The organism is Paracoccus sp. PARArs4, from assembly GCF_947311865.1.
Classification (GTDB): domain Bacteria; phylum Pseudomonadota; class Alphaproteobacteria; order Rhodobacterales; family Rhodobacteraceae; genus Paracoccus; species Paracoccus zeaxanthinifaciens.
Window position 1 is genome coordinate 1 of sequence record NZ_CAMZMW010000013.1, and the last position, 18,990, is coordinate 18,990.

Consider the following 18,990-nt stretch of genomic DNA (forward strand, 5'->3'; position numbering starts at 1 on the left):
ATCATGCCCCCATCAGTTCGGGAGCGTGAATCACGCCGGCAAGGTGGTCGCAACCCGATTAATGGGTCCTGACCCTAGGGTAATGCAACAACGTCGTCAGGAAACCAAGGGGCGGGCCTTCTCGGTGTGACGCTCGACCATGCGGCGCAGCTTGGCGCCCCGCTCCAGCTGGCGGGCGGCGACGGGCATGGGGGCATTCTCGTCCATGATGCCGGGGAAGATCGCCTCGATCTCGGCGATGGCGGCGGCGCCGAGCGCCTTGATCGCCTGCGGCCCGGGATAGAGCGATTCCGTCAAGGCACCGTTCGACATCACCACCTCGTGGGCGTCGAACATGATGTGGCAATAGGTGACGGGCTGGTCGTCCGCGACGATCTCGATGCCCGGGACGCCGGTCAGGTGCTTGGCGGGGGCCAGGATCTCGTCCGTGCCGAACATGCGCCGCGCGATGGCCGAGCGGATCAGCACGCGGTGCTGCGGCGACACGACCAGGTCCTGCGCAGGCTGCTGGTCCCCCAGGGCGCCCGCCGCGATGCGGATCGGGCGCAGGCGCGGGTCCATGCGCAGCGTGGCGGCATCCAGCGTCCGCTGACCGATCCAGCGCAGCGGCTGCAGGCCGTTGTCACGGGTCCAGACCAGGTCGCCCTCGGCCAGATCCTCGACCCGGGTTTCGCCCGTGGCCGTGCGGAGCAGCGTGCCCGCGGCAAAGCAGATCACCTCGAGGTCGGAGATGCTTGGGTTGTAGGAGATGTTTGCGGCATAGGTGCGAACCGGTAGCGGGTCCGCATTGGTGATCTGCACCGAGTTCAGCTGCGTGATGTTGTCCCAGTCGCTCAGGTCCGAGAACGATGGGCGGAAGAACATGTCCCCGTTCCGCATCTGGATCAGAACGCCTTCCTGCGTGTCGGTCGAACCGTCCGGCGCAGTCAGCAGATAGTCCACCCGCAAGAAGCCGGTGATCTGCTGAGTCACGGTGTTGCCGGTCGACGGCGAGACATAGGTGAAGTTCGACGGTCCGTTCGGGTGACCGTTATAGGTCGTCGCGAACGCCTGGACGCCGGTGTTGTTCACGGAGATGCCGCGGGTGGTGCCGGACAGCGTGACGGGTTGGATCTGGGATTTTCCGACCGCGGTATAGCCTTCGATGCTGTCCGCATTCGCCTGCGTTGCAGGGGTCGAGCTGTTGGTGTTGATCTGCGATCCGTTACCGAACCACATCCATGTCACGTCAGGCATACTCACACACTCCGGGCACTACGAGTGGCAGTAGCTAATGGTCTATTAGGTCGCGCGCTATCTATCTCTTCGGATAGGTTTAGCCAAACTGTATAGTTCCGACGCAGCGTCACATATCGAAGGGACAGGAGCTGCGGCATGCAATGGCATACCGACTTCCCATTGGGGGTGGATTGGGGTATCCAGCGCGCATCCTGACCATTCCCGAACCCGAGGGGGACCCCCATGTCGAAGATCAAGGTGGACAATCCCGTCGTCGAACTCGACGGCGACGAGATGACCCGGATCATCTGGGATTTCATCAAGCAGAAGCTGATCCTGCCCTATCTGGACATCGACCTTAAATACTACGACCTGGGCATCGAGGAGCGCGACCGCACCGAGGACCAGGTCACCGTCGATGCGGCCGAGGCGATCAAGAAATACGGCGTCGGCGTCAAATGCGCGACGATCACCCCCGACGAGGCGCGGGTCGAGGAATTCGGCCTGAAGAAGATGTGGCGCAGCCCCAACGGCACGATCCGCAACATCCTGGGCGGCGTGATCTTCCGCGAGCCGATCATCTGCAAGAACGTCCCGCGCCTGGTGCCGGGCTGGACGCAGCCGATCATCGTGGGCCGCCACGCCTATGGCGACCAGTACCGCGCGACCGACTTCAAGTTCCCCGGCAAGGGCAAGCTGTCGATCAAGTTCGTCGGTGATGACGGCCAGGAGATCGAGCACGAGGTCTTCGACGCCCCCGCCGCCGGCATCGCGATGGCGATGTACAACCTCGACGATTCGATCCGCGACTTCGCGCGCGCCTCGTTGAACTATGGTCTGAACCGCGGCGTGCCGGTCTATCTCTCGACCAAGAACACCATCCTCAAGGCCTATGACGGCCGCTTCAAGGACCTGTTCCAGGAAGTCTACGAGGCCGAGTTCGAGGACAAGTTCAAGGCCGCCGGCATCCATTACGAACACCGCCTGATCGACGACATGGTCGCCTCGGCGCTGAAATGGTCGGGCGGCTATGTCTGGGCCTGCAAGAACTATGACGGCGACGTGCAGTCGGACACCGTCGCCCAGGGCTTCGGCAGCCTCGGGCTGATGACCTCGGTGCTGATGACGCCGGACGGGCAGATCGTGGAATCCGAAGCGGCGCACGGCACCGTCACGCGCCACTACCGCGAACACCAGAAGGGCAACGCGACTTCGACCAACTCGATCGCGTCGATCTTCGCCTGGACGGGTGGCCTGAAGCACCGCGCCAAGCTGGACGGCAACGACGCGCTGATGACCTTCGCCAAGACGCTGGAGCGTGTCACCGTGCAATGCGTCGAGGATGGCCACATGACCAAGGACCTGGCCCTGCTGGTCGGCCCGGACCAGAGCTGGCTGACCACGATGGGCTTCCTGGAAAAGGTCGACCAGTACCTGAACAAGGCGCTGTCCTGATCGGCAGCCACGCGAAGGGCCGGGGGAAATCCCGGCCCTTTTCGCATTAAGCGGGCATTCCTCGACCACGCCCCTTTCTTCGATCCCCGTCTTGCGCTATGGCGCTGCCAATCCCCCTGCAGGAGCATTGCGATGAAAGCCGCCGTCGTCACCTTCCCCGGATCCAACTGCGATCGCGACCTTGCCGTCGCGCTGGAGCGCGCGGGCGCCGAAGTGACGCGCGTCTGGCACAAGGATGCCGAACTGCCCGCGGGCACGGATCTTGTCGGCGTGCCGGGCGGCTTCTCCTATGGCGACTATCTGCGCTGCGGAGCCATCGCGTCGCAATCGCCCATCGCGTCGGCGATCCGCGCCCATGCCGAACGCGGCGGCTTCGTGCTGGGCATCTGCAACGGCTTCCAGGTCCTGACCGAGCTGAAGCTGCTGCCGGGCGCGCTGATGCGCAACAGCGGGCTGACCTTCCTGTGCAAGCCCGCCGTCCTGAACGTCGAGACCGCCGACAGCGCCTTTACCGGCGGCTATGCCAAGGGCGCGAAGATCACCGTGCCGGTCGCCCATCACGACGGCAACTACCAGATCGACGCCGAGGGGCTGGCCGCGCTGCGCGACCAGGACCGCATCGCCTTCACCTATGCGCCGGCGATCAACGGCTCGGTCGCGGATATCGCGGGTGTCCTGTCCGAGAACCGCCGCGTGCTGGGCATGATGCCCCACCCCGAGCGCGCCGCCGATCCGGCGGTCGGCGGCACCGACGGCGAGGCCCTGTTCCGGGGCGTCGTGGGTGCGCTTGCCAACGCCTGACTTGAGCGACGCGCCCCTTCGCCGTAGATTGCGTCAGTCGATCCGGAGGGGACGGAGCGCCATTTGGCCAGCGAAGACGATACCGAAGATGCCGCCGCGACGCGGCGTGCCCGCCCGCAGCGGCTGGTCAGCCCGTGGTGGCTGCGTGCCAGCGTGGCCGGGATCTTCCTTGCGGCGCTGGCCTCGGTCTGGATCACCAATGCCTGGCTGACCGAGCGTTTCTCGGAAACGACGCGGGTGCGGTCGGAACTGCGGCTGGCGCTGTATTCCGGCAACCTGATGTCGGAACTGCAGCGCAATTCGGTCGTGCCGCTTCTGCTGGCGCGCGATCCCGCGCTGATCGGGGCGCTGGACGGGAACGACTTCTCGACCACCTCGGCGCGGCTGATGGCCGCCCAGAAGGAGATCGGGGCCGCCTCGATCCGGCTTCTGGACGCGACGGGCCGCGTCGTGGGGTCGACCGACCGCTACCAGATCGGGATGGGCAGCGGCACCGCGCCCTTCTTCGTCGAGGCGCTGCGGTCGCGCGATACCGTCTTCACCGTGTCCGAACAGGCATCCGGCGCCTTCGAATTCGCCTACAGCCGCGCGGTCCTTGCCGATGGCAAGACGCTGGGGGTGATCGTCGTGGGCGCGGACCTGACGCGGCTGGAACGGTCCTGGGCCAGCATTTCCGACGCGGTGGCGGTGACCGACAGCGAAGGCAACATCATCCTTGCGACCGAGCCGCGTTGGCGCGGGCTGACCATGGCCGAGGCGCTGTCGGTGCGCTCGGCGCCATCCGCGATCCAGCGCGCGTTCCAGGTGACGGCGGACTGGACCTCGACCCCGGCCGACGCCTATGTGCAGGGCCGCGCCGTGATGCGGGCCGAGGCGCGCGTGCCCTTCCGCGGCTGGCGCATGATCAGCTTCACCGCCTACAGCAGCGTGCGCGAACGGGTGAACGCGATCCTCGCGCTGGAGATCATGGGCTTCGCGATCCTGCTGGCGGGCACCTTCTGGCTGCTGTCGCGCCGCGCCCGCCGCCAATCGGTCGCCTATATGCGCGAATCCGCGGATCTTCGCGCCCTGAACGCCCGCCTGACCCGAGAGATCGCCGAACGCGAACGCGTCCAGAAGGAACTGCGCGTGGCCGAGCAGACTGTCCAGCAATCCTCGAAGCTGGCCGCGTTGGGCGAGATGTCGGCAGGCGTCAGCCACGAGCTGAACCAGCCCTTGGCCGCGATGAAGACCTATCTTGCAGGCGCGCGCCTGCTGCTGCAGCGGTCCCGCCCCGAAGAGGCTCTGTCCAGCTTCCAGCGGATCGACGATCTGATCGACCGCATGGGCGCGATCACGCAGCAGCTGAAATCCTATGCCCGCAAGGGCGGCGAGGCGGTCGAGCCCGTGGACCTGCGCGCCGCCGTCAGCAGCGCCCTGACCATGATGGAGCCGCAGCTGCGCGCCCGTCCCATCCGCATCGCCCGCAACGTCCCGCGCGAGAAGGTGATGGTGCTGGCCGACCGCATCCGGCTGGAACAGGTGCTGATCAACCTGATGCGCAACGCGATCGACGCCCTGCGCGACACCCGCGATGCCCGCATCGAGATCACGGTCGAGGCCGGCGCTCACGCCCATGTGTCCGTCCGCGATAACGGGCCGGGTATCTCGGACCTGGAAAAGCTGTTTGAACCCTTCTGGACGACGAAGAAGCCCGGCGAGGGCACCGGGCTGGGTCTTGCCATATCATCCACCATCGTGGCCGATTTCGGCGGGCGTCTGACCGCACATAACGAAACCGATGGCGGGGCCGTCTTCGAGGTGGAGCTGCCGCTCTATCGTCCGGGCGAACCGCGCCAGGCCCTTGCGGCCGAGTGATGTAACGAGAGAGGAATTGCGATGTCCCGCAAACTGAAGATCGCGATCGTGGATGACGAGCCCGACATGCGGGAATCCATCAGCCAGTGGCTGGTGCTGTCGGGGTTCGAGACCGAGGCCTTCGCCTCGGCCGAGGATGCGCTGAAGGTGATCGGGCCGGACTGGCCGGGCGTCGTGGTCAGCGACATCCGCATGCCCGGAATGGACGGCATGGCCTTCCTGCGCCGCCTGATGGCGGTGGACAGCAGCCTGCCGGTCATCATGATCACCGGCCATGGCGACGTGCCCATGGCGGTCGAGGCCATGCGCATCGGCGCGATGGACTTCATGGAGAAGCCCTTCAACCCCGACCGCATGACCCAGCTGGCCAAGAAGGCCACGCAGGCCCGCCGCATGACGCTGGACAACCGCGCCCTGCGCCGCGACCTGTCCGAGGGCCAGCAGGTCATGTCCAAGCTGATCGGGTCCAGCCCCGTGATGGAGCGCCTGCGCGAGGACATCCTGGACCTGGGCCAGGCCGACGGTCACGTGCTGATCGACGGCGAGACCGGCACCGGCAAGACGCTGGTGGCCCATGCGCTGCACGCGGTCGGCCCGCGCGCGTCCAAGCGCTTCGTGCCCGTGTCCTGCGCGGCCTATAACGACGAGTCGCTGTCCTCGAAGCTGTTCGGCCCGCTCGAAGACGGGCTTCCGGCGGTCGAGGAGGCGCGCGGCGGCACGCTCTGCCTCGAGGATATCGAGGCGCTGTCCGAGGGGCTGCAGGCGCGGCTTCTGGCCTTCATCGCCGATCAGGGCACGCCCGCCGAGACGCGGATCATCGCCATCTCGAACGCGCGGGGCGAGGGTCGCCGCGCCGAGGATTCGCTGCGCCCCGACCTGTTCTATCGCCTGTCCGCGCTGAAGATCACCCTGCCGCCGCTGCGTGCGCGGGGCGAGGATATCCTGCAGCTGTTCACCCGCATGTCCGAGCAGTTCTCGGAGGAATACGGCTGCGAGCCGCCGCAGGTCAGCGCCCAGGAGGCCGCGCAGCTGCTGCAGGCCCCTTGGCCCGGCAACGTGCGCCAGCTGATCAACGTGGCCGAACGCGCGGTCCTGCAGAACCGCCGCGGGTCGGGCAGCATCGCATCGCTGCTGATGGCCGACGGCGAGGAGACGCAGGAAGCCACCACCACCGAGGGCAAGCCGCTGAAGGAATATGTCGAGAGCTTCGAGAAGATGCTGATCGACAACACCATGCGCCGCCACAAGGGCAGCATCGCCAGCGTGATGGACGAACTGTGCCTGCCGCGCCGGACCCTGAACGAGAAGATGGCGAAATACGGCCTGCAGCGCAGCGATTATCTGTGAAACTGCAGCGCAGCGACTATCTGTGAAATGGCTGCGCCGGGGGACTGTGCCCCCGGCGCGACCGGTCACCTTGCAATCGTTGAACGGACACCACGGCACGCGTCATGGTGAACCGGATACCGTCGGGTCCGAGGGCCCGGAAATCTTGAACTGTGCTGACTGCCGACCCGCCCCGACCGGGGCATGGGGTCATTTCATGGGGGGCAGGGGGCAGAACAAGCGAACGGATAACAAGCAACCATCGCCCCCTGGATACGGACCCGCCGCGCCGATGCCGCCTGTCCGCAAAGGCAGTATTACACTGTAAAGGTAGGCCCCCCAACTGCCCATTGGGACAGGTTTCGCGGCAACATCTGCACATATTGCCACGAATGCGACGGGGTTTGCGCGACGCCGTTCCGCGTGGCGGAACGCCCCTCGGGGGCTTGCCTGAACCGGGCTTTGGGACTAGGCCGCTTGGCAAGCACTGGAAAGGCCGTCCCATGACCAATTCGCCCGACAAGAAGCTTCACCCGCGCACCGAGGCCGTTCATCACGGCACCCGCCGCAGCCAGTATGGCGAGATGGCCGAGGCGATCTTCCTGACGCAGGGCTTCGTCTATGACAGCGCCGCCCAGGCCGAGGCCCGCTTCGAGGGCACCGGCCCGGACGAGTTCATCTATGCCCGCTATGGCAACCCGACCAGCCGCATGTTCGAGGACCGCATCGCCGCGCTGGAAGGGACCGAGGACGCCTTTGCGACCGCCAGCGGCATGGCCGCCGTGAACGGGGCGCTGTTCTCGATGCTGAAGCCGGGCGACCGCGTGGTCGCGGCGCGCGCGCTGTTCGGGTCCTGCCTGTACGTCCTGGACCTGCTGGCCAAGTTCGGGGTCGAGGTGGCCTATGTCGACGGGACCGACATGGACCAGTGGCGCGCGGCGATCACCCCCGCCACCACCGCCGTCTTCTTCGAGAGCGTGTCGAACCCCACGCTGGAGGTGATCGACATGCGGGCCGTGTCCGAGCTGGCCCATGCGGTCGGCGCAACCGTGGTCGTGGACAACGTCTTCGCCACGCCGGTCTTCTCGCGGGCGGTCGAGATGGGGGCCGATGTCGTGGTCTATTCCGCGACCAAGCATATCGACGGGGGCGGGCGTGCGCTGGCCGGCGTCATCTGCGGCACGCGCAAGTTCGTCCGCGAGGTGGCCGAGCCTTACCTGAAGCATACCGGCGGCGCGATCAGCCCGTTCCATTCTTGGCTGATGCTGAACGGCCTGACGACGATGGACCTGCGGGTCCGCGCGCAGGCCGATGCGGCCGCCGCCATCGCCAAGGCGCTACAGGGGCACAAGGCGCTGGCCCGCGTGATCTATCCCGGCCTGGCCGATCACCCGCAGCACGACCTGGCGATGGCCCAAATGGGATCTGGCGGCACCATGATCGCGGTCGAACTGGCGGGCGGCAAGGACGCGGCCTTCGCGGCGCTGGACCGGCTGCGGATCTTCAAGATCTCGAACAACCTCGGCGATGCGAAATCCATCGTGACCCACCCGGCCACGACGACCCACCAGCGCCTGCCCGAGGACCAGCGCGCGCATCTGGGCATCACGCCCGGCCTGCTGCGCCTGTCGATCGGGCTGGAGGATGCCCAGGATCTGATCGACGACCTGACGCAGGCGCTGAACTAGGGTCGGGTTTTCCAGATCGGGGCTGTGATTTGGCGGCAATCGTCCTATATGCAGGGCCAGAGTACCGGAGGCCCCGATGACCGACGCCCGACCCATGACGCCCGCCTATCCGGCGCTGATCCGCGAATATGACGCGGATTTCGCCGTGGACCAGGATTACAAGGACAGCCTGCCGGACCTGCAGAACGGTCCGGCCAGCCTGATCGTCGGCGCGCGCCGTCCGATCCAGCATGTCGGCATCTCGAACTTCCGGCTGCCGATCACCTACCTGACCCGCGACGGCGGCGAGATCCGGCTGGAAACCAGCGTCACCGGCACTGTCAGCCTCGAGGCGGATCGCAAGGGCATCAACATGTCCCGCATCATGCGATCCTTCTACGGCCATTCGGAAACCAGCTTCAGCCTGTCGGTGCTGGAAGCCGCGCTGGACGATTACAAGTCCGACCTGGATGCGCTGGACGCGCGGATCCAGATGCGCTTCAGCTATCCGATGCGGGTCGCGTCGCTGCGCTCGGGCCTGTCGGGCTGGCAGTATTACGACCTGACGCTCGAGGTGATCGAGCAGGCGGGCCGCAGGCTGCGGGTGATGCACGTGGACTACGTCTACAGCTCGACCTGCCCCTGTTCGCTGGAACTGTCGGAACATGCGCGTGAATCGCGCGGGCGGCTGGCGACGCCGCATTCGCAGCGCTCGGTCGCGCGGATCTCGGTGGTGATGGAGGGCCCGGACCGCCTGTGGTTCGAGGACGTGATCGACATGTGTCGCCGCGCCGTCCCGACCGAGACGCAGGTGATGGTCAAGCGCGAGGACGAGCAGGCCTTCGCGGAACTGAACGCCGCCAACCCGATCTTCGTCGAGGATGCGGTCCGCGCCTTTGCCGGTCAGCTGATGGCCGACCCGCGCATTGGCGATTTCCGCGTGCTGGCCAGCCACCAGGAATCGCTGCATTCGCATGACGCGGTCAGCCTGATGACCAGCGGCCCCACATTCGAACAGCAATCGCTGGACCCCAGCACCTTTGCCGCGCTGAAGGCGTGAACACAAAGGGAACGCGGCGCTTTCCATACGCCGCCGCGGCCCCTATGTTGGGGGCATGGACCTGATCGACGATTCCGAGAACGGGGCGAACGTCCCCCTGTCGCGCCGCGCGATGGCCGCGCGGCCATCGCCCTATCTGGACGGGCTGAACGCCGCCCAGCGCGCCGCCGTTGAAACGCTGGAGGGGCCGGTCCTGATGCTGGCGGGCGCGGGCACCGGCAAGACCCGCGCGCTGACCACGCGGATCGCGCATCTGCTGACCTTGGGACTCGCGCGTCCGGGGCAGGTCCTTGCCGTGACCTTCACCAACAAGGCCGCGCGAGAGATGAAGAACCGCATCGCCCGCCTTCTGGGCGAGACGGTCGAGGGCATGCCCTGGCTGGGCACTTTCCACAGCATCAGCGTCAAGATCCTGCGCCGCCATGCCGAACTGATCGGCAACGGGCAGCTGCACCTGAAACCCAGCTTCACCATCCTGGATACGGACGACCAGATCCGCCTGCTGAAACAGCTGATCCAAGCCGAGAATATCGACGAGAAGCGCTGGCCCGCACGGCAGCTGGCCCATCTGATCGACGGCTGGAAGAACCGCTGCCTGACGCCCGGCAACCTGCCGCGCGGCGAAGGGGCGGCCTTCGACGGCCATGGGGGCAAGCTCTATGCCGCCTATCAGGACCGTCTGCTGACGCTGAACGCGGTCGATTTCGGCGATCTGCTGATGCATTGCGTGACGCTGTTCCAGGCGCATCCCGACGTGCTGCGGCAATGGCAGGACCGCTTCCGCTTCATCCTGGTGGACGAATACCAGGACACGAACGTCGCGCAATACATGTGGCTGCGGCTGCTGGCGCAGGCGCACCGCAACATCTGCTGCGTGGGCGACGACGACCAGTCGATCTATGGCTGGCGCGGGGCCGAGGTGGGCAACATCCTGCGGTTCGAGAAGGACTTTCCCGGCGCACAGGTCGTCCGGCTGGAACAGAACTATCGCTCGACCCCCGAGATCCTTGCGGCGGCGTCGGGGCTGATCGCGTCGAACCAGGGCCGCCTGGGCAAGACGCTGTGGACCGACGCCCCCGCGGGCGAGAAGGTGCGCCTGATCGGCCATTGGGACAGCGAGGCCGAGGCCCGCTGGATCGGGGAGGAGATCGAGACCTTCCAGGGCGGCCATCGCGCCGCCATCGGGCCGGTCAGCCTGAACGAGATGGCGATCCTGGTGCGGGCCAGCCACCAGATGCGCGCCTTCGAGGACCGTTTCATGACGATCGGTCTGCCCTATCGCGTGATCGGCGGCCCGCGCTTCTATGAACGGCAGGAGATCCGCGACGCGATGGCCTATTTCCGGCTGGCCGTCAGCCCCGAGGACGATCTGGCGTTCGAGCGTGTGGTGAACACCCCCAAGCGGGGTCTGGGCGACAAGGCGGTCAAGACGATCCAGGGGCTGGCGCGCGAACACGGGCTGACCCTGCTGGACGCCGCGCGCCTTGCGGTCGAGGAAAAGCATCTTGGCGGCAAGGGCGGCGCGAACCTGCGCGAATTCGTGAGTCTGATGACCGGCGCGCATCTGTCGGTGCAATCGGGCGGCGATCACATCCAGATCGCCGAGCGTCTGCTGGACGAAAGCGGCTATACCGCGATGTGGCAGAACGACAAGTCGCCCGACGCGCCGGGTCGTCTGGACAACCTCAAGGAACTGGTCAAGGCGCTGGAGGAATTCGAAAACCTGCAGGGGTTCCTGGAGCACGTGTCGCTGGTCATGGATCGCGACGATGGCGAGAACACCGAAGAGGTCAGCATCATGACCCTCCACGCCGCCAAGGGCCTGGAATTCCCCGTCGTCTTCCTGCCGGGGTGGGAGGAAGGGCTGTTCCCCAACCAGCGTGCCATGGACGAACAGGGCAACAAGGGCCTCGAGGAAGAGCGCCGCCTTGCCTATGTCGGCATCACCCGGGCCGAGCGGCTGGCCACGATCAGCTTCGCGGGGAACCGCAGGCTGTACGGGCAGTGGCAATCCAGCATGCCGTCGCGCTTCGTGGACGAACTGCCCGAGGAGCATGTCGAGGTGCTGACCCCGCCGGGGCTCTATGGCGGCGGATACGGGGCCGCGATGGCCATGGCGGGCGGCGTGCAGATGCAGGAACGCGCGGCCAAGGCGGATGTCTACAACAGCCCCGGCTGGCGGCGGATGCAGGCGCGCGCGAATGAACGCAAGGCCCCCGTGGGCCGCACGCCCGTCACCATCGACGCGGCCCCCGCGACGCGGTTCACCGTGGGCGACCGCGTGCGCCACGCCAAGTTCGGCGAGGGGCAGATCATGGGCATCGCCGAGGATACGCTGACCGTCCAGTTCGACACCGGCTTCAAGACGATCAAGGCGTCCTATGTCCAGCCGCTGGACGGCGCGGACGACGTGCCGTTCTAGGCCCTGCCGCGGCGAAGGAAGCGGGCCTCGCGGACGGGCTTGCCCACCCGGCGCAGTGCCTCGGCATAGGCGGCCTCGACATCGATGTCGGGGTTGTCCTCGGCCAGGCGCAGCAGCCGGAAATGGATATGCGCCACGCGTTCGTAGTAATCGAGATAGGCATAGTTGATCGCCGCGCCCGTCATCGCGCCCAGGACCGGGATCGTCTGCGCGCCCAGCTTGGTGGTGATGCGGCTGCTGGCGGCGGCGGCAAAGCGGCGAAGCAGCGTGGCGGCGGTCTGACCGTTGGCCAGCATCCGGTGCGCAAAGAAGGCCTGCGCGGTGCCGTCGCCATCGGTCCCCGGCTCTCCTCGCTGGAAGACGGCCAGCGATTCAAGGCGGATCACCGGGTCCGAGGTGTCGAAGCCATGCACCCGCGCCACCTTCTGGATGGTGTTGAAGATCAGCGTGGTGGACGCCACCAGATCGGGCACCAGCCCCGCCATCCCGAACCAGCCCCCCGTCGCGCCGCTGAGGACCGCCGCCACCCGGTTCGCCCCGAGCGGCGAATTGCGCAGGATCTCGACCCGCTCTCCTCGGGCCGAGAGGTCATAGAGCCTGCGGAACACCGTCTCCATCGCGCCTTCCAGCATCTGCGGGCTTTGCCCCGCCAGCGTCGAGACGGCACCCTCGGCCAGCCGGCCCACGTTCTCGACCCCCTGCATCAGCATGCCGCGGCTGTCGTTCTGCCGATGCGCAAGGCGGTCCAGCTCGGCCGTCAGGTCGGTGCGGGATTGTGCGGGCAGGCTCATCTTCGGTCCTTTCGGCTGACATGCTGGGGGGCAAACGCCCATCTGCCGCGCGGGGTTTCCCGCCTGCCGCGCGCCCTGACGCGACGCGACATCTGGCCGATCCCCGCGACGCCGTGCTAGCCTTGGGCGAAAGGGGCGGACTGAATGGCGGTGATCCGGCTGTGGCTGGTGCTTCTGGCGCTGGAGGCGGTTTTCTTCGTGGCATTGCGGCTGTATCTGCGGCTGCGGCGGGCCGAGAGGCTGCGCGACCGCTGGCGCGAAGGGCACGGTCGCGGCGCGGCGGGCGAGGATGCCTTCGTCGCGCGCGGCATGGCCGGCTTCGAGAAGGGCCTGCGGGCGCGCCTGTCATTCCTGGTCTTCGTCCTGCCGAACCTGGCGGTGCTGGTCATCGTCTACCTGGTCAACTGGCACTAAGGGGGTGCCCCACATGTATTACGCCCGCGTCGTGATCGGCGTCCTGTTCGGAGTGCTGGTCTTCGCGTTTCTCGACTATGCGCTGCCGTCGCAGAATGTCGTGCGGATCAGCAACACCTATAACCGCCTGACGAACATCCCGGCGTCCAGCAGCCTCTTCTGGGCCGCCGACAGCACCGGCACGGTGGAAAACGCCCGTGGCCAGCGCGACGTGCGCTTCATGGACACGGTGCGCCCGAACGGAAGGGTCTTCGTCTATCGCAACGAGGATACGGGCTGGGTCTGGCCACCTTATTTCAAGTATGACAGCGCCAACCTGCAGGCCGAGGCGACGAACCTGCAATCGACCGGCGCCGATCCGATCTGGGTCAACGTGACCGCCTATGGCTGGCGCGTGGCGCCGATGTCGATCTATCCCAACGCGATCTCGATCAATTCCGTGGCGGGACCGGATGCGCGCCCGACGAACTGGCCGGCGATGATCGTCTGCGCCGTGCTGCTGGCGCTGCTGGCGCTGGTCTGGCGCATGTGGGGCCAGTTCCGCGAAACCGGGCTGCGACGCTTCAGAAGGAAGAGCACATGACCGGAAATCCCGGCACCGACCTGCGGACCGACGGCTTTGCCGATATCCGCATCAACACGCCCGCGGTGGAACGCCGTGCGGCGACGCTGCCCGCACGTCGCAGCCTGAAGAAGGACCACCAGGCGGCGTGGCTTCTGAACGCGGTGCGCTGCATCGACCTGACGACGCTGGCCGGCGACGATACCGAGGACCGCGTGGCACGGCTGTGCGCCAAGGCCCGCCAGCCCATCGCGCCCGAGCTGCTGTCGGCCCTGGGGGTCGAGGGGCTGACCACCGGCGCAGTCTGCGTCTATCCCACGATGGTCGCCGCCGCGAAACGCGCGCTGCAGGGCACCGCCATTCCGGTGGCCAGCGTCGCGACCGGATTTCCGGCCGGGCTGATGCCCCTGGACCTGCGCCTGGCCGAGATCCGCTATGCCGTCGATCAGGGCGCCGACGAGATCGACATCGTCATCACCCGCGCCCATGTGCTGCGGGGCGACTGGGCCGCGCTTTACGACGAACTTCGCGCCATGCGCGAGGCTTGCGGTCCGGCGCGGATGAAGTCGATCCTGGCGACGGGCGATCTGAAATCGCTGGAAAACGTCGCCCGCGCCAGCCATGTCGCCATGCAGGCGGGGTCCGACTGGATCAAGACCTCGACCGGCAAGGAGGGCGTGAACGCCACGCTGCCCGTCAGCCTGGTCATGGTCCGCGCCATCCGCGACTATCGCGCGCAGACGGGTCACATCGTGGGCTTCAAGCCTGCGGGCGGCCTGCGCACCGCCAAGGACGCGATCGGCTGGCAGGTGATGATGAACGAGGAACTGGGCCGCGACTGGCTGACCCCGAACCTGTTCCGCATCGGCGCCAGCAGCCTTCTGGGCGATATCGAGCGTCAGATCAGCCATCACGTGACGGGCCGCTATTCGGCTGCCCATCGCCTTGCCATCGCCTGAGGAAGATATGAGCCGCGTGAGCGAGATCATGGAAAGCATGGAATACGGACCCTCGACCGAGGACAGCAGCGCCGCCCGCGACTGGCTGGCGCGGCGGGGCAGCTTCGGTCACTTCATCGGCGGCAGCTTCACCGCGCCGGGCGATGTCTTCGAGACGCGCGACCCCTCGACCGGGGAGGTGCTGGCCCGCGTGACGCAGGGGACCGCCGATGACGTGGCCGCCGCCGTCAAGGCCGCCCGCAAGGCGCAGCGCCCCTGGGCCAACCTGTCGGGCCAGGAACGCGCGCGGTTCCTCTATGCCATCGCGCGGCACGTGCAGAAGCGCGAACGCTTCCTGTCGGTGCTGGAGACGCTGGACAACGGCAAGCCCATCCGCGAGGCGCGCGACGGGGACATCCCGCTGGTCGCACGGCATTTCTATCACCATGCGGGCTGGGCGGAACTGCGCGATGATCGCTTCCCCGACCACGCGCCCCTGGGCGTCTGCGGCCAGATCATCCCGTGGAACTTCCCGCTGCTGATGCTGGCCTGGAAGGTCGCGCCCGCGCTGGCCGCCGGGAACACGGTGGTGCTGAAGCCCGCCGAATACACCCCCCTGACCGCGCTGGCCTTCGCCGAGATCTGCCAGGAGGTCGGCCTGCCCGCGGGCGTCGTGAACATCGTCACCGGCGACGGCGCGACAGGTGCCGCGCTGGTCGCCGCGGATGTGGACAAGATCGCCTTCACCGGCTCGACCGAGGTCGGGCGCGGGATCGCCTCGGCGCTGGCCGGGACGGGTCGCAGGCTGACGCTGGAACTGGGCGGCAAGTCGCCCTTCGTAGTGATGGAGGACGCCGATCTGGACGCCGCGGTCGAGGGCGTGGTGGACAGCATCTGGTTCAACCAGGGCCAGGTCTGCTGCGCGGGTTCGCGCATCCTGGTCGCGGAATCCGTGGCCGAGCGGTTCGAGGGGCTGCTGCGCGACCGCATGGCGCGGCTGCGCGTGGGTGCGCCGCTGGACAAGTCCACCGATATCGGCGCCATCGTCGATCCGGTGCAGAAGGCGCGCATCCTGTCCATCTGCCAGCGCGCCACGGCTGCGGGCGCCGAACTGGTCGGCGGCCAGCCGCAGGAAGGCTGCTTCGTCGCGCCCGGCTACCTGCGCGCCATCGGCCCCGCGAACCCCGGCATGCAAGAGGAGATCTTCGGCCCCATCGCGACGCTCTCGACCTTCCGCACCGCCGACGAGGCGGTCGAGCTGGCGAACAACACCCGCTATGGCCTTGCCGGATCCGTCTGGTCCGAGAGCGCGACCGTCGCCACCGACATCGCCGCCCGCATCAAGGCCGGTGTGATCTGGATCAACGGCGCGAACATGTTCGACGCGGCGGCCCCCTTCGGCGGCTATCGCGAAAGCGGATACGGCCGCGAGGGCGGGGCGCAGGGGATGCTGGATTACCTGTCCGCGCCTTCGGTGAAATCCGCCAAGGAGGTCGCGCCCAAGCCGCCCGTCGCGGTCACGTCCGCCGATGCGGCCAAGCCGCAGGGGATCGACCGCACGGCCAAGATGTATATCGGCGGCGCGCAGAAGCGGCCCGATGGCGGGGCCAGCTATGCCGTGCCGGGCGGGCTTGCGCCCCTGGGCAGCCGCAAGGACATCCGCAACGCCGTCGAGGCCGCGACCAAGGCCGGCAAATGGGCGGGGATGGGCGGTCATGCCCGCGCGCAGGTCCTGTATTTCATCGCCGAGAACCTCTCGGCGCGGGCGCAGGAATTCGCCGCCCGCACCAGCAAGGCCGAGGTCGAGGCCGCCATCGCGCGCGCCTTCCACTATGCCGCATGGGCCGACAAGTTCGACGGGGCCAACGTGCAGGCCAAGCCGGGGCACCTGGTCAACGTCCTGCCGGAACCGATGGGCGTGCTGGGCATCGCCTGCCCGAACGCGCAGCCTCTGGCGGGCTTCATGTCGCTGGTCATGCCGGCCATCGCGATGGGCAACGCGGTCGTGGTCGTCCCCTCGCAGGACGATCCGCTGCCGGTGACGGACCTCTACCAGGTGTTCGACACCTCGGACCTGCCGGCGGGCGTGGTGAACATCGTGACCGGTCCCGTGGCCGATCTGGCCCCGCATCTGGCGTCGCACGAGGAGGTCGCGGGCTTCTGGCACGCGGCGGGCGCGGACCTGCTGGAGCAGGTGGATCTTGCGGCGGCGGGGAACCTCAAGCCCGTGTGGCCGGTGCCTGCACGCGACTGGACCGGCGCGCAGGCGCAGGGGCAGGGCTTCCTGCAGCGCGCCGTGCGGACCAAGACGATCTGGCTGCCCTACGGCGCCTTGCCCGCGGGCAGCGGCAGCGCGGCCTATTGAAACGGGAAAGGGGGCCGATCCGGCCCCCTTTCGCATTCAGCGTCCGCGGATGCGCGGGTCCATCGCGTCGCGCAACCCGTCCCCGATATAGTTCACGCACAGCACCGTCAGCGAGATCATCAGCCCCGGGAAGATCACCCGCTGCGGATAGAGCACCATCTGGTCCACCGCATCATAGAGAAGCCGCCCCCAGGTCGGGAAATCGGGCGGGAAGCCCAGCCCCAGGAAGCTGAGCGCCGATTCCGTGATGATCGCGGTCGCGATGCCCAGGGTGGCCGCCACCATGATGGGCGACAGCACGTTGGGCAGGATGTGCCGGACGATCATGCGATGCGAGGGCGTGCCGATCGACCGCGCGGCCAGGATGAACTCGCGTTCCTTGAGGCCAAGCACCTCGCCCCGGACGATGCGGGCGGACTGCATCCAGCTGGTGGCCCCGATGGCCGACACGATCAGCAGGAAGATCCCGAAGGCCGACCCGAAGGTCTGGGACAGCGGCTCGCGGAACAGCGTGACCATCAGCAGCAGCAGGGGCAGCAGCGGCAGGGCCAGGAACAGCTCGGTCAGGCGCATCAGCGGCGCGTCCAGCCTGCGGAAATAGCCCGAGACGACGCCCACCAGGCTGCCCAGGAAGATCGCGATGGCCATGGCCGTCAGGCCCACGGCGATCGACACCTGCCCGCCTGCCATCAGCCGCGCCAGCAGGTCGCGACCCAGCTGGTCGGTCCCGAGCGGATGCGCCAGCGAGAAGCCCGAGTTCCGCGCCCGGATGTCCACATAGGTCGGATCGATGGTCCACAGAAGCGGCCCCACCGACACGAACAGGATGATGAACACGAAGATCGCCAGCGCGACCATCGCGCCCCGGTGGCTGCGGAACTGCCGCCAGACGTCGCGCCACTGGCTGCGGGTCTGGACGGTCTCGGGTTCGGCGACATTCGGCACGGCGGGCGGCACGACGGGCGGGCTTGCGCCCTCGGGGGTGGCGGCGTTTCCGGCAGCGGCCTTCAGCGCGTCGGTCGGGTGCGTTTCGGGTCGTTGCGGCTCAGTCATAGCGGATCCTCGGGTCCAGAACCCCGTAGAGAATGTCGGCGATCAGGGTGAAGACCACGATCAGGATGGCGAAGATGAAGGTCAGCGTCAGCACCATCGGGATGTCGCTGCCGTGGATCGCGGTGATCAGCAGCTGCCCGAGGCCGTTCACCTTGAACACCTGTTCGGTGATGATCGCGCCGCCGAAGACGGCGGGCAGGCCCAGTGCGATGACCGTGACGACGGGGATCAGGCTGTTGCGCAGGACGTGCTTCAGCACGACCTTGCGTTCGGTCAGGCCCTTGGCCCGCGCCGTGCGGACATAGTCCTGGCCCAGGTTGTCCAGCATGGACGACCGCATGAAGCGGCTGATCTGCGCGGCGTTGTACAGCGCCAGCACCGTCACCGGCATCACCATCTGCCGCGCCTGCACCAGGAAGCTGTCCCAGTCCGTCACCTCGTGCGTGGTGTCGTAGACCGAGGGGAACCATTGCAGGTTCACCGCAAAGACGATGATCAGCACGACGCCGGTGAAGAAGGTTGGCATGGAAAAGCCGATCATCGACACGAAGGTGCCGATCTGGTCGAACCAGGAATACTGCTTGTAGGCCGACAGGATGCCGATCGGGATCGCGATCAGGATGCCCACGACATAGGACATGCCGACGACCGTCAGCGTCTGGGGAACGCGCTGCGCGATCACGTCGAAGACGGGGCTGCGCGACTGGAAGCTGATGATGCGCTGCATGTCGGCGGCATACGCGGTGCCGAAGATCTGGTCGAACCAGTAGAGCGGCTCGACCCAGAAGAACTGCTTGAGCCACAGCACGTAGCGGACGGGCCAGGGCTCGCCCAGGCCCAGGGCCGCGCGCATGCGTTCGCGCACCTCGGGGGGGACGGTCAGGGGCACGTCGCCAAGCGGATCGCCGGGCGATGCCTCCAGCAGAAGGAAGATCACCAGCGAGATGAACAGAAGGGTGGGGATCGCCAGCAGAAGCCGGCGGATAGTGAAATTCAGCATGGCGCCTCGGTCATGATGTGGACGGGCATGGGACTCCGCCCCCGGCTCGGGCCCCGGCTCG

14 protein-coding genes and 1 pseudogene are annotated in these 18,990 nt (G+C 67.3%); 11 read left to right on the plus strand and 4 right to left on the minus strand.

The genetic code is table 11. The features are described from left to right. Nucleotides 1-96 precede the first annotated feature (96 nt). On the minus strand, nt 97-1,236 hold the full coding sequence (locus QMZ16_RS11470; RefSeq protein WP_282603363.1) for a Hint domain-containing protein: 1,140 nt from the start codon (nt 1,234-1,236) through the stop codon (nt 97-99). 225 nt (nt 1,237-1,461) lie between these two features. On the opposite strand from QMZ16_RS11470, the gene QMZ16_RS11475 reads away from it, so the two are divergent. From QMZ16_RS11475 to QMZ16_RS11505, 7 genes and pseudogenes are all read left to right on the plus strand, one after another. Next, entirely contained in the window at nt 1,462-2,673 is a 1,212-nt protein-coding gene (locus tag QMZ16_RS11475) for an NADP-dependent isocitrate dehydrogenase (protein ID WP_282603364.1), read from the plus strand. A gap of 132 nt (nt 2,674-2,805) precedes the next feature. Continuing rightward, nucleotides 2,806-3,474, plus strand: coding sequence for a phosphoribosylformylglycinamidine synthase subunit PurQ (purQ, locus tag QMZ16_RS11480; RefSeq protein ID WP_282603365.1), 669 nt, complete (start codon nt 2,806-2,808; stop codon nt 3,472-3,474). A gap of 141 nt (nt 3,475-3,615) precedes the next feature. Beyond that, nucleotides 3,616-5,331 carry an ATP-binding protein gene (locus QMZ16_RS11485; protein ID WP_282603431.1) on the plus strand — a complete coding sequence of 572 codons (1,716 nt, stop codon included), beginning with the start codon at nt 3,616-3,618 and terminating at the stop codon, nt 5,329-5,331. Nucleotides 5,332-5,352: 21 nt separating this feature from the next. Then, nucleotides 5,353-6,678 carry a sigma-54 dependent transcriptional regulator gene (locus QMZ16_RS11490; RefSeq protein WP_282603366.1) on the plus strand — a complete coding sequence of 442 codons (1,326 nt, stop codon included), beginning with the start codon at nt 5,353-5,355 and terminating at the stop codon, nt 6,676-6,678. Between the two features lie 482 nt (nt 6,679-7,160). Further along, nucleotides 7,161-8,345, plus strand: coding sequence for an O-succinylhomoserine sulfhydrylase (gene metZ / locus QMZ16_RS11495; RefSeq protein ID WP_282603367.1), 1,185 nt, complete (start codon nt 7,161-7,163; stop codon nt 8,343-8,345). 106 nt (nt 8,346-8,451) lie between these two features. Beyond that, a pseudogene (gene folE2, locus QMZ16_RS11500) lies at nt 8,452-9,384 on the plus strand (GTP cyclohydrolase FolE2); the annotation flags it as partial. 55 nt (nt 9,385-9,439) lie between these two features. Beyond that, nucleotides 9,440-11,806 (plus strand): UvrD-helicase domain-containing protein, encoded by a 2,367-nt coding sequence (locus tag QMZ16_RS11505; protein WP_282603368.1) that lies wholly within the window; start codon nt 9,440-9,442, stop codon nt 11,804-11,806. Here the strand turns inward: QMZ16_RS11505 and QMZ16_RS11510 are convergent. Next, nucleotides 11,803-12,597 (minus strand): EcsC family protein, encoded by a 795-nt coding sequence (locus QMZ16_RS11510; protein ID WP_022707760.1) that lies wholly within the window; start codon nt 12,595-12,597, stop codon nt 11,803-11,805. The genes QMZ16_RS11505 and QMZ16_RS11510 overlap by 4 nt on opposite strands. A gap of 144 nt (nt 12,598-12,741) precedes the next feature. Between QMZ16_RS11510 and QMZ16_RS11515 the strand changes: the two genes are divergently transcribed. From QMZ16_RS11515 to QMZ16_RS11530, 4 genes are read left to right on the plus strand one after another with little or no spacing between them, the layout of a single operon-like run. Continuing rightward, nucleotides 12,742-13,011, plus strand: a complete 270-nt coding sequence (locus tag QMZ16_RS11515) for a hypothetical protein (RefSeq protein WP_282603369.1) — start codon at nt 12,742-12,744, stop codon at nt 13,009-13,011. Between the two features lie 13 nt (nt 13,012-13,024). Then, complete coding sequence (locus QMZ16_RS11520) at nt 13,025-13,594, plus strand: DUF1523 family protein (protein WP_282603370.1); 570 nt, start codon at nt 13,025-13,027, stop codon at nt 13,592-13,594. Next, nucleotides 13,591-14,532: a deoxyribose-phosphate aldolase gene (gene deoC / locus QMZ16_RS11525; RefSeq protein WP_282603371.1), complete on the plus strand. Its 942-nt coding sequence runs from the start codon at nt 13,591-13,593 to the stop codon at nt 14,530-14,532. The genes QMZ16_RS11520 and deoC overlap by 4 nt, the downstream gene beginning before the upstream one ends. Before the next feature lie 7 nt (nt 14,533-14,539). After that, nucleotides 14,540-16,876 carry an aldehyde dehydrogenase family protein gene (locus QMZ16_RS11530; RefSeq protein WP_282603372.1) on the plus strand — a complete coding sequence of 779 codons (2,337 nt, stop codon included), beginning with the start codon at nt 14,540-14,542 and terminating at the stop codon, nt 16,874-16,876. A gap of 36 nt (nt 16,877-16,912) precedes the next feature. On the opposite strand, the gene QMZ16_RS11535 is transcribed toward QMZ16_RS11530, so the two are convergent. Beyond that, a complete protein-coding gene (locus tag QMZ16_RS11535) occupies nt 16,913-17,929 on the minus strand; it encodes an ABC transporter permease (RefSeq protein ID WP_282603373.1) in 1,017 nt (338 codons plus the stop codon). Then, entirely contained in the window at nt 17,922-18,929 is a 1,008-nt protein-coding gene (locus tag QMZ16_RS11540; RefSeq protein ID WP_022707754.1) for an ABC transporter permease, read from the minus strand. Before QMZ16_RS11540 ends, QMZ16_RS11535 begins: the two co-directional genes overlap by 8 nt. Nucleotides 18,930-18,990 lie beyond the last annotated feature (61 nt).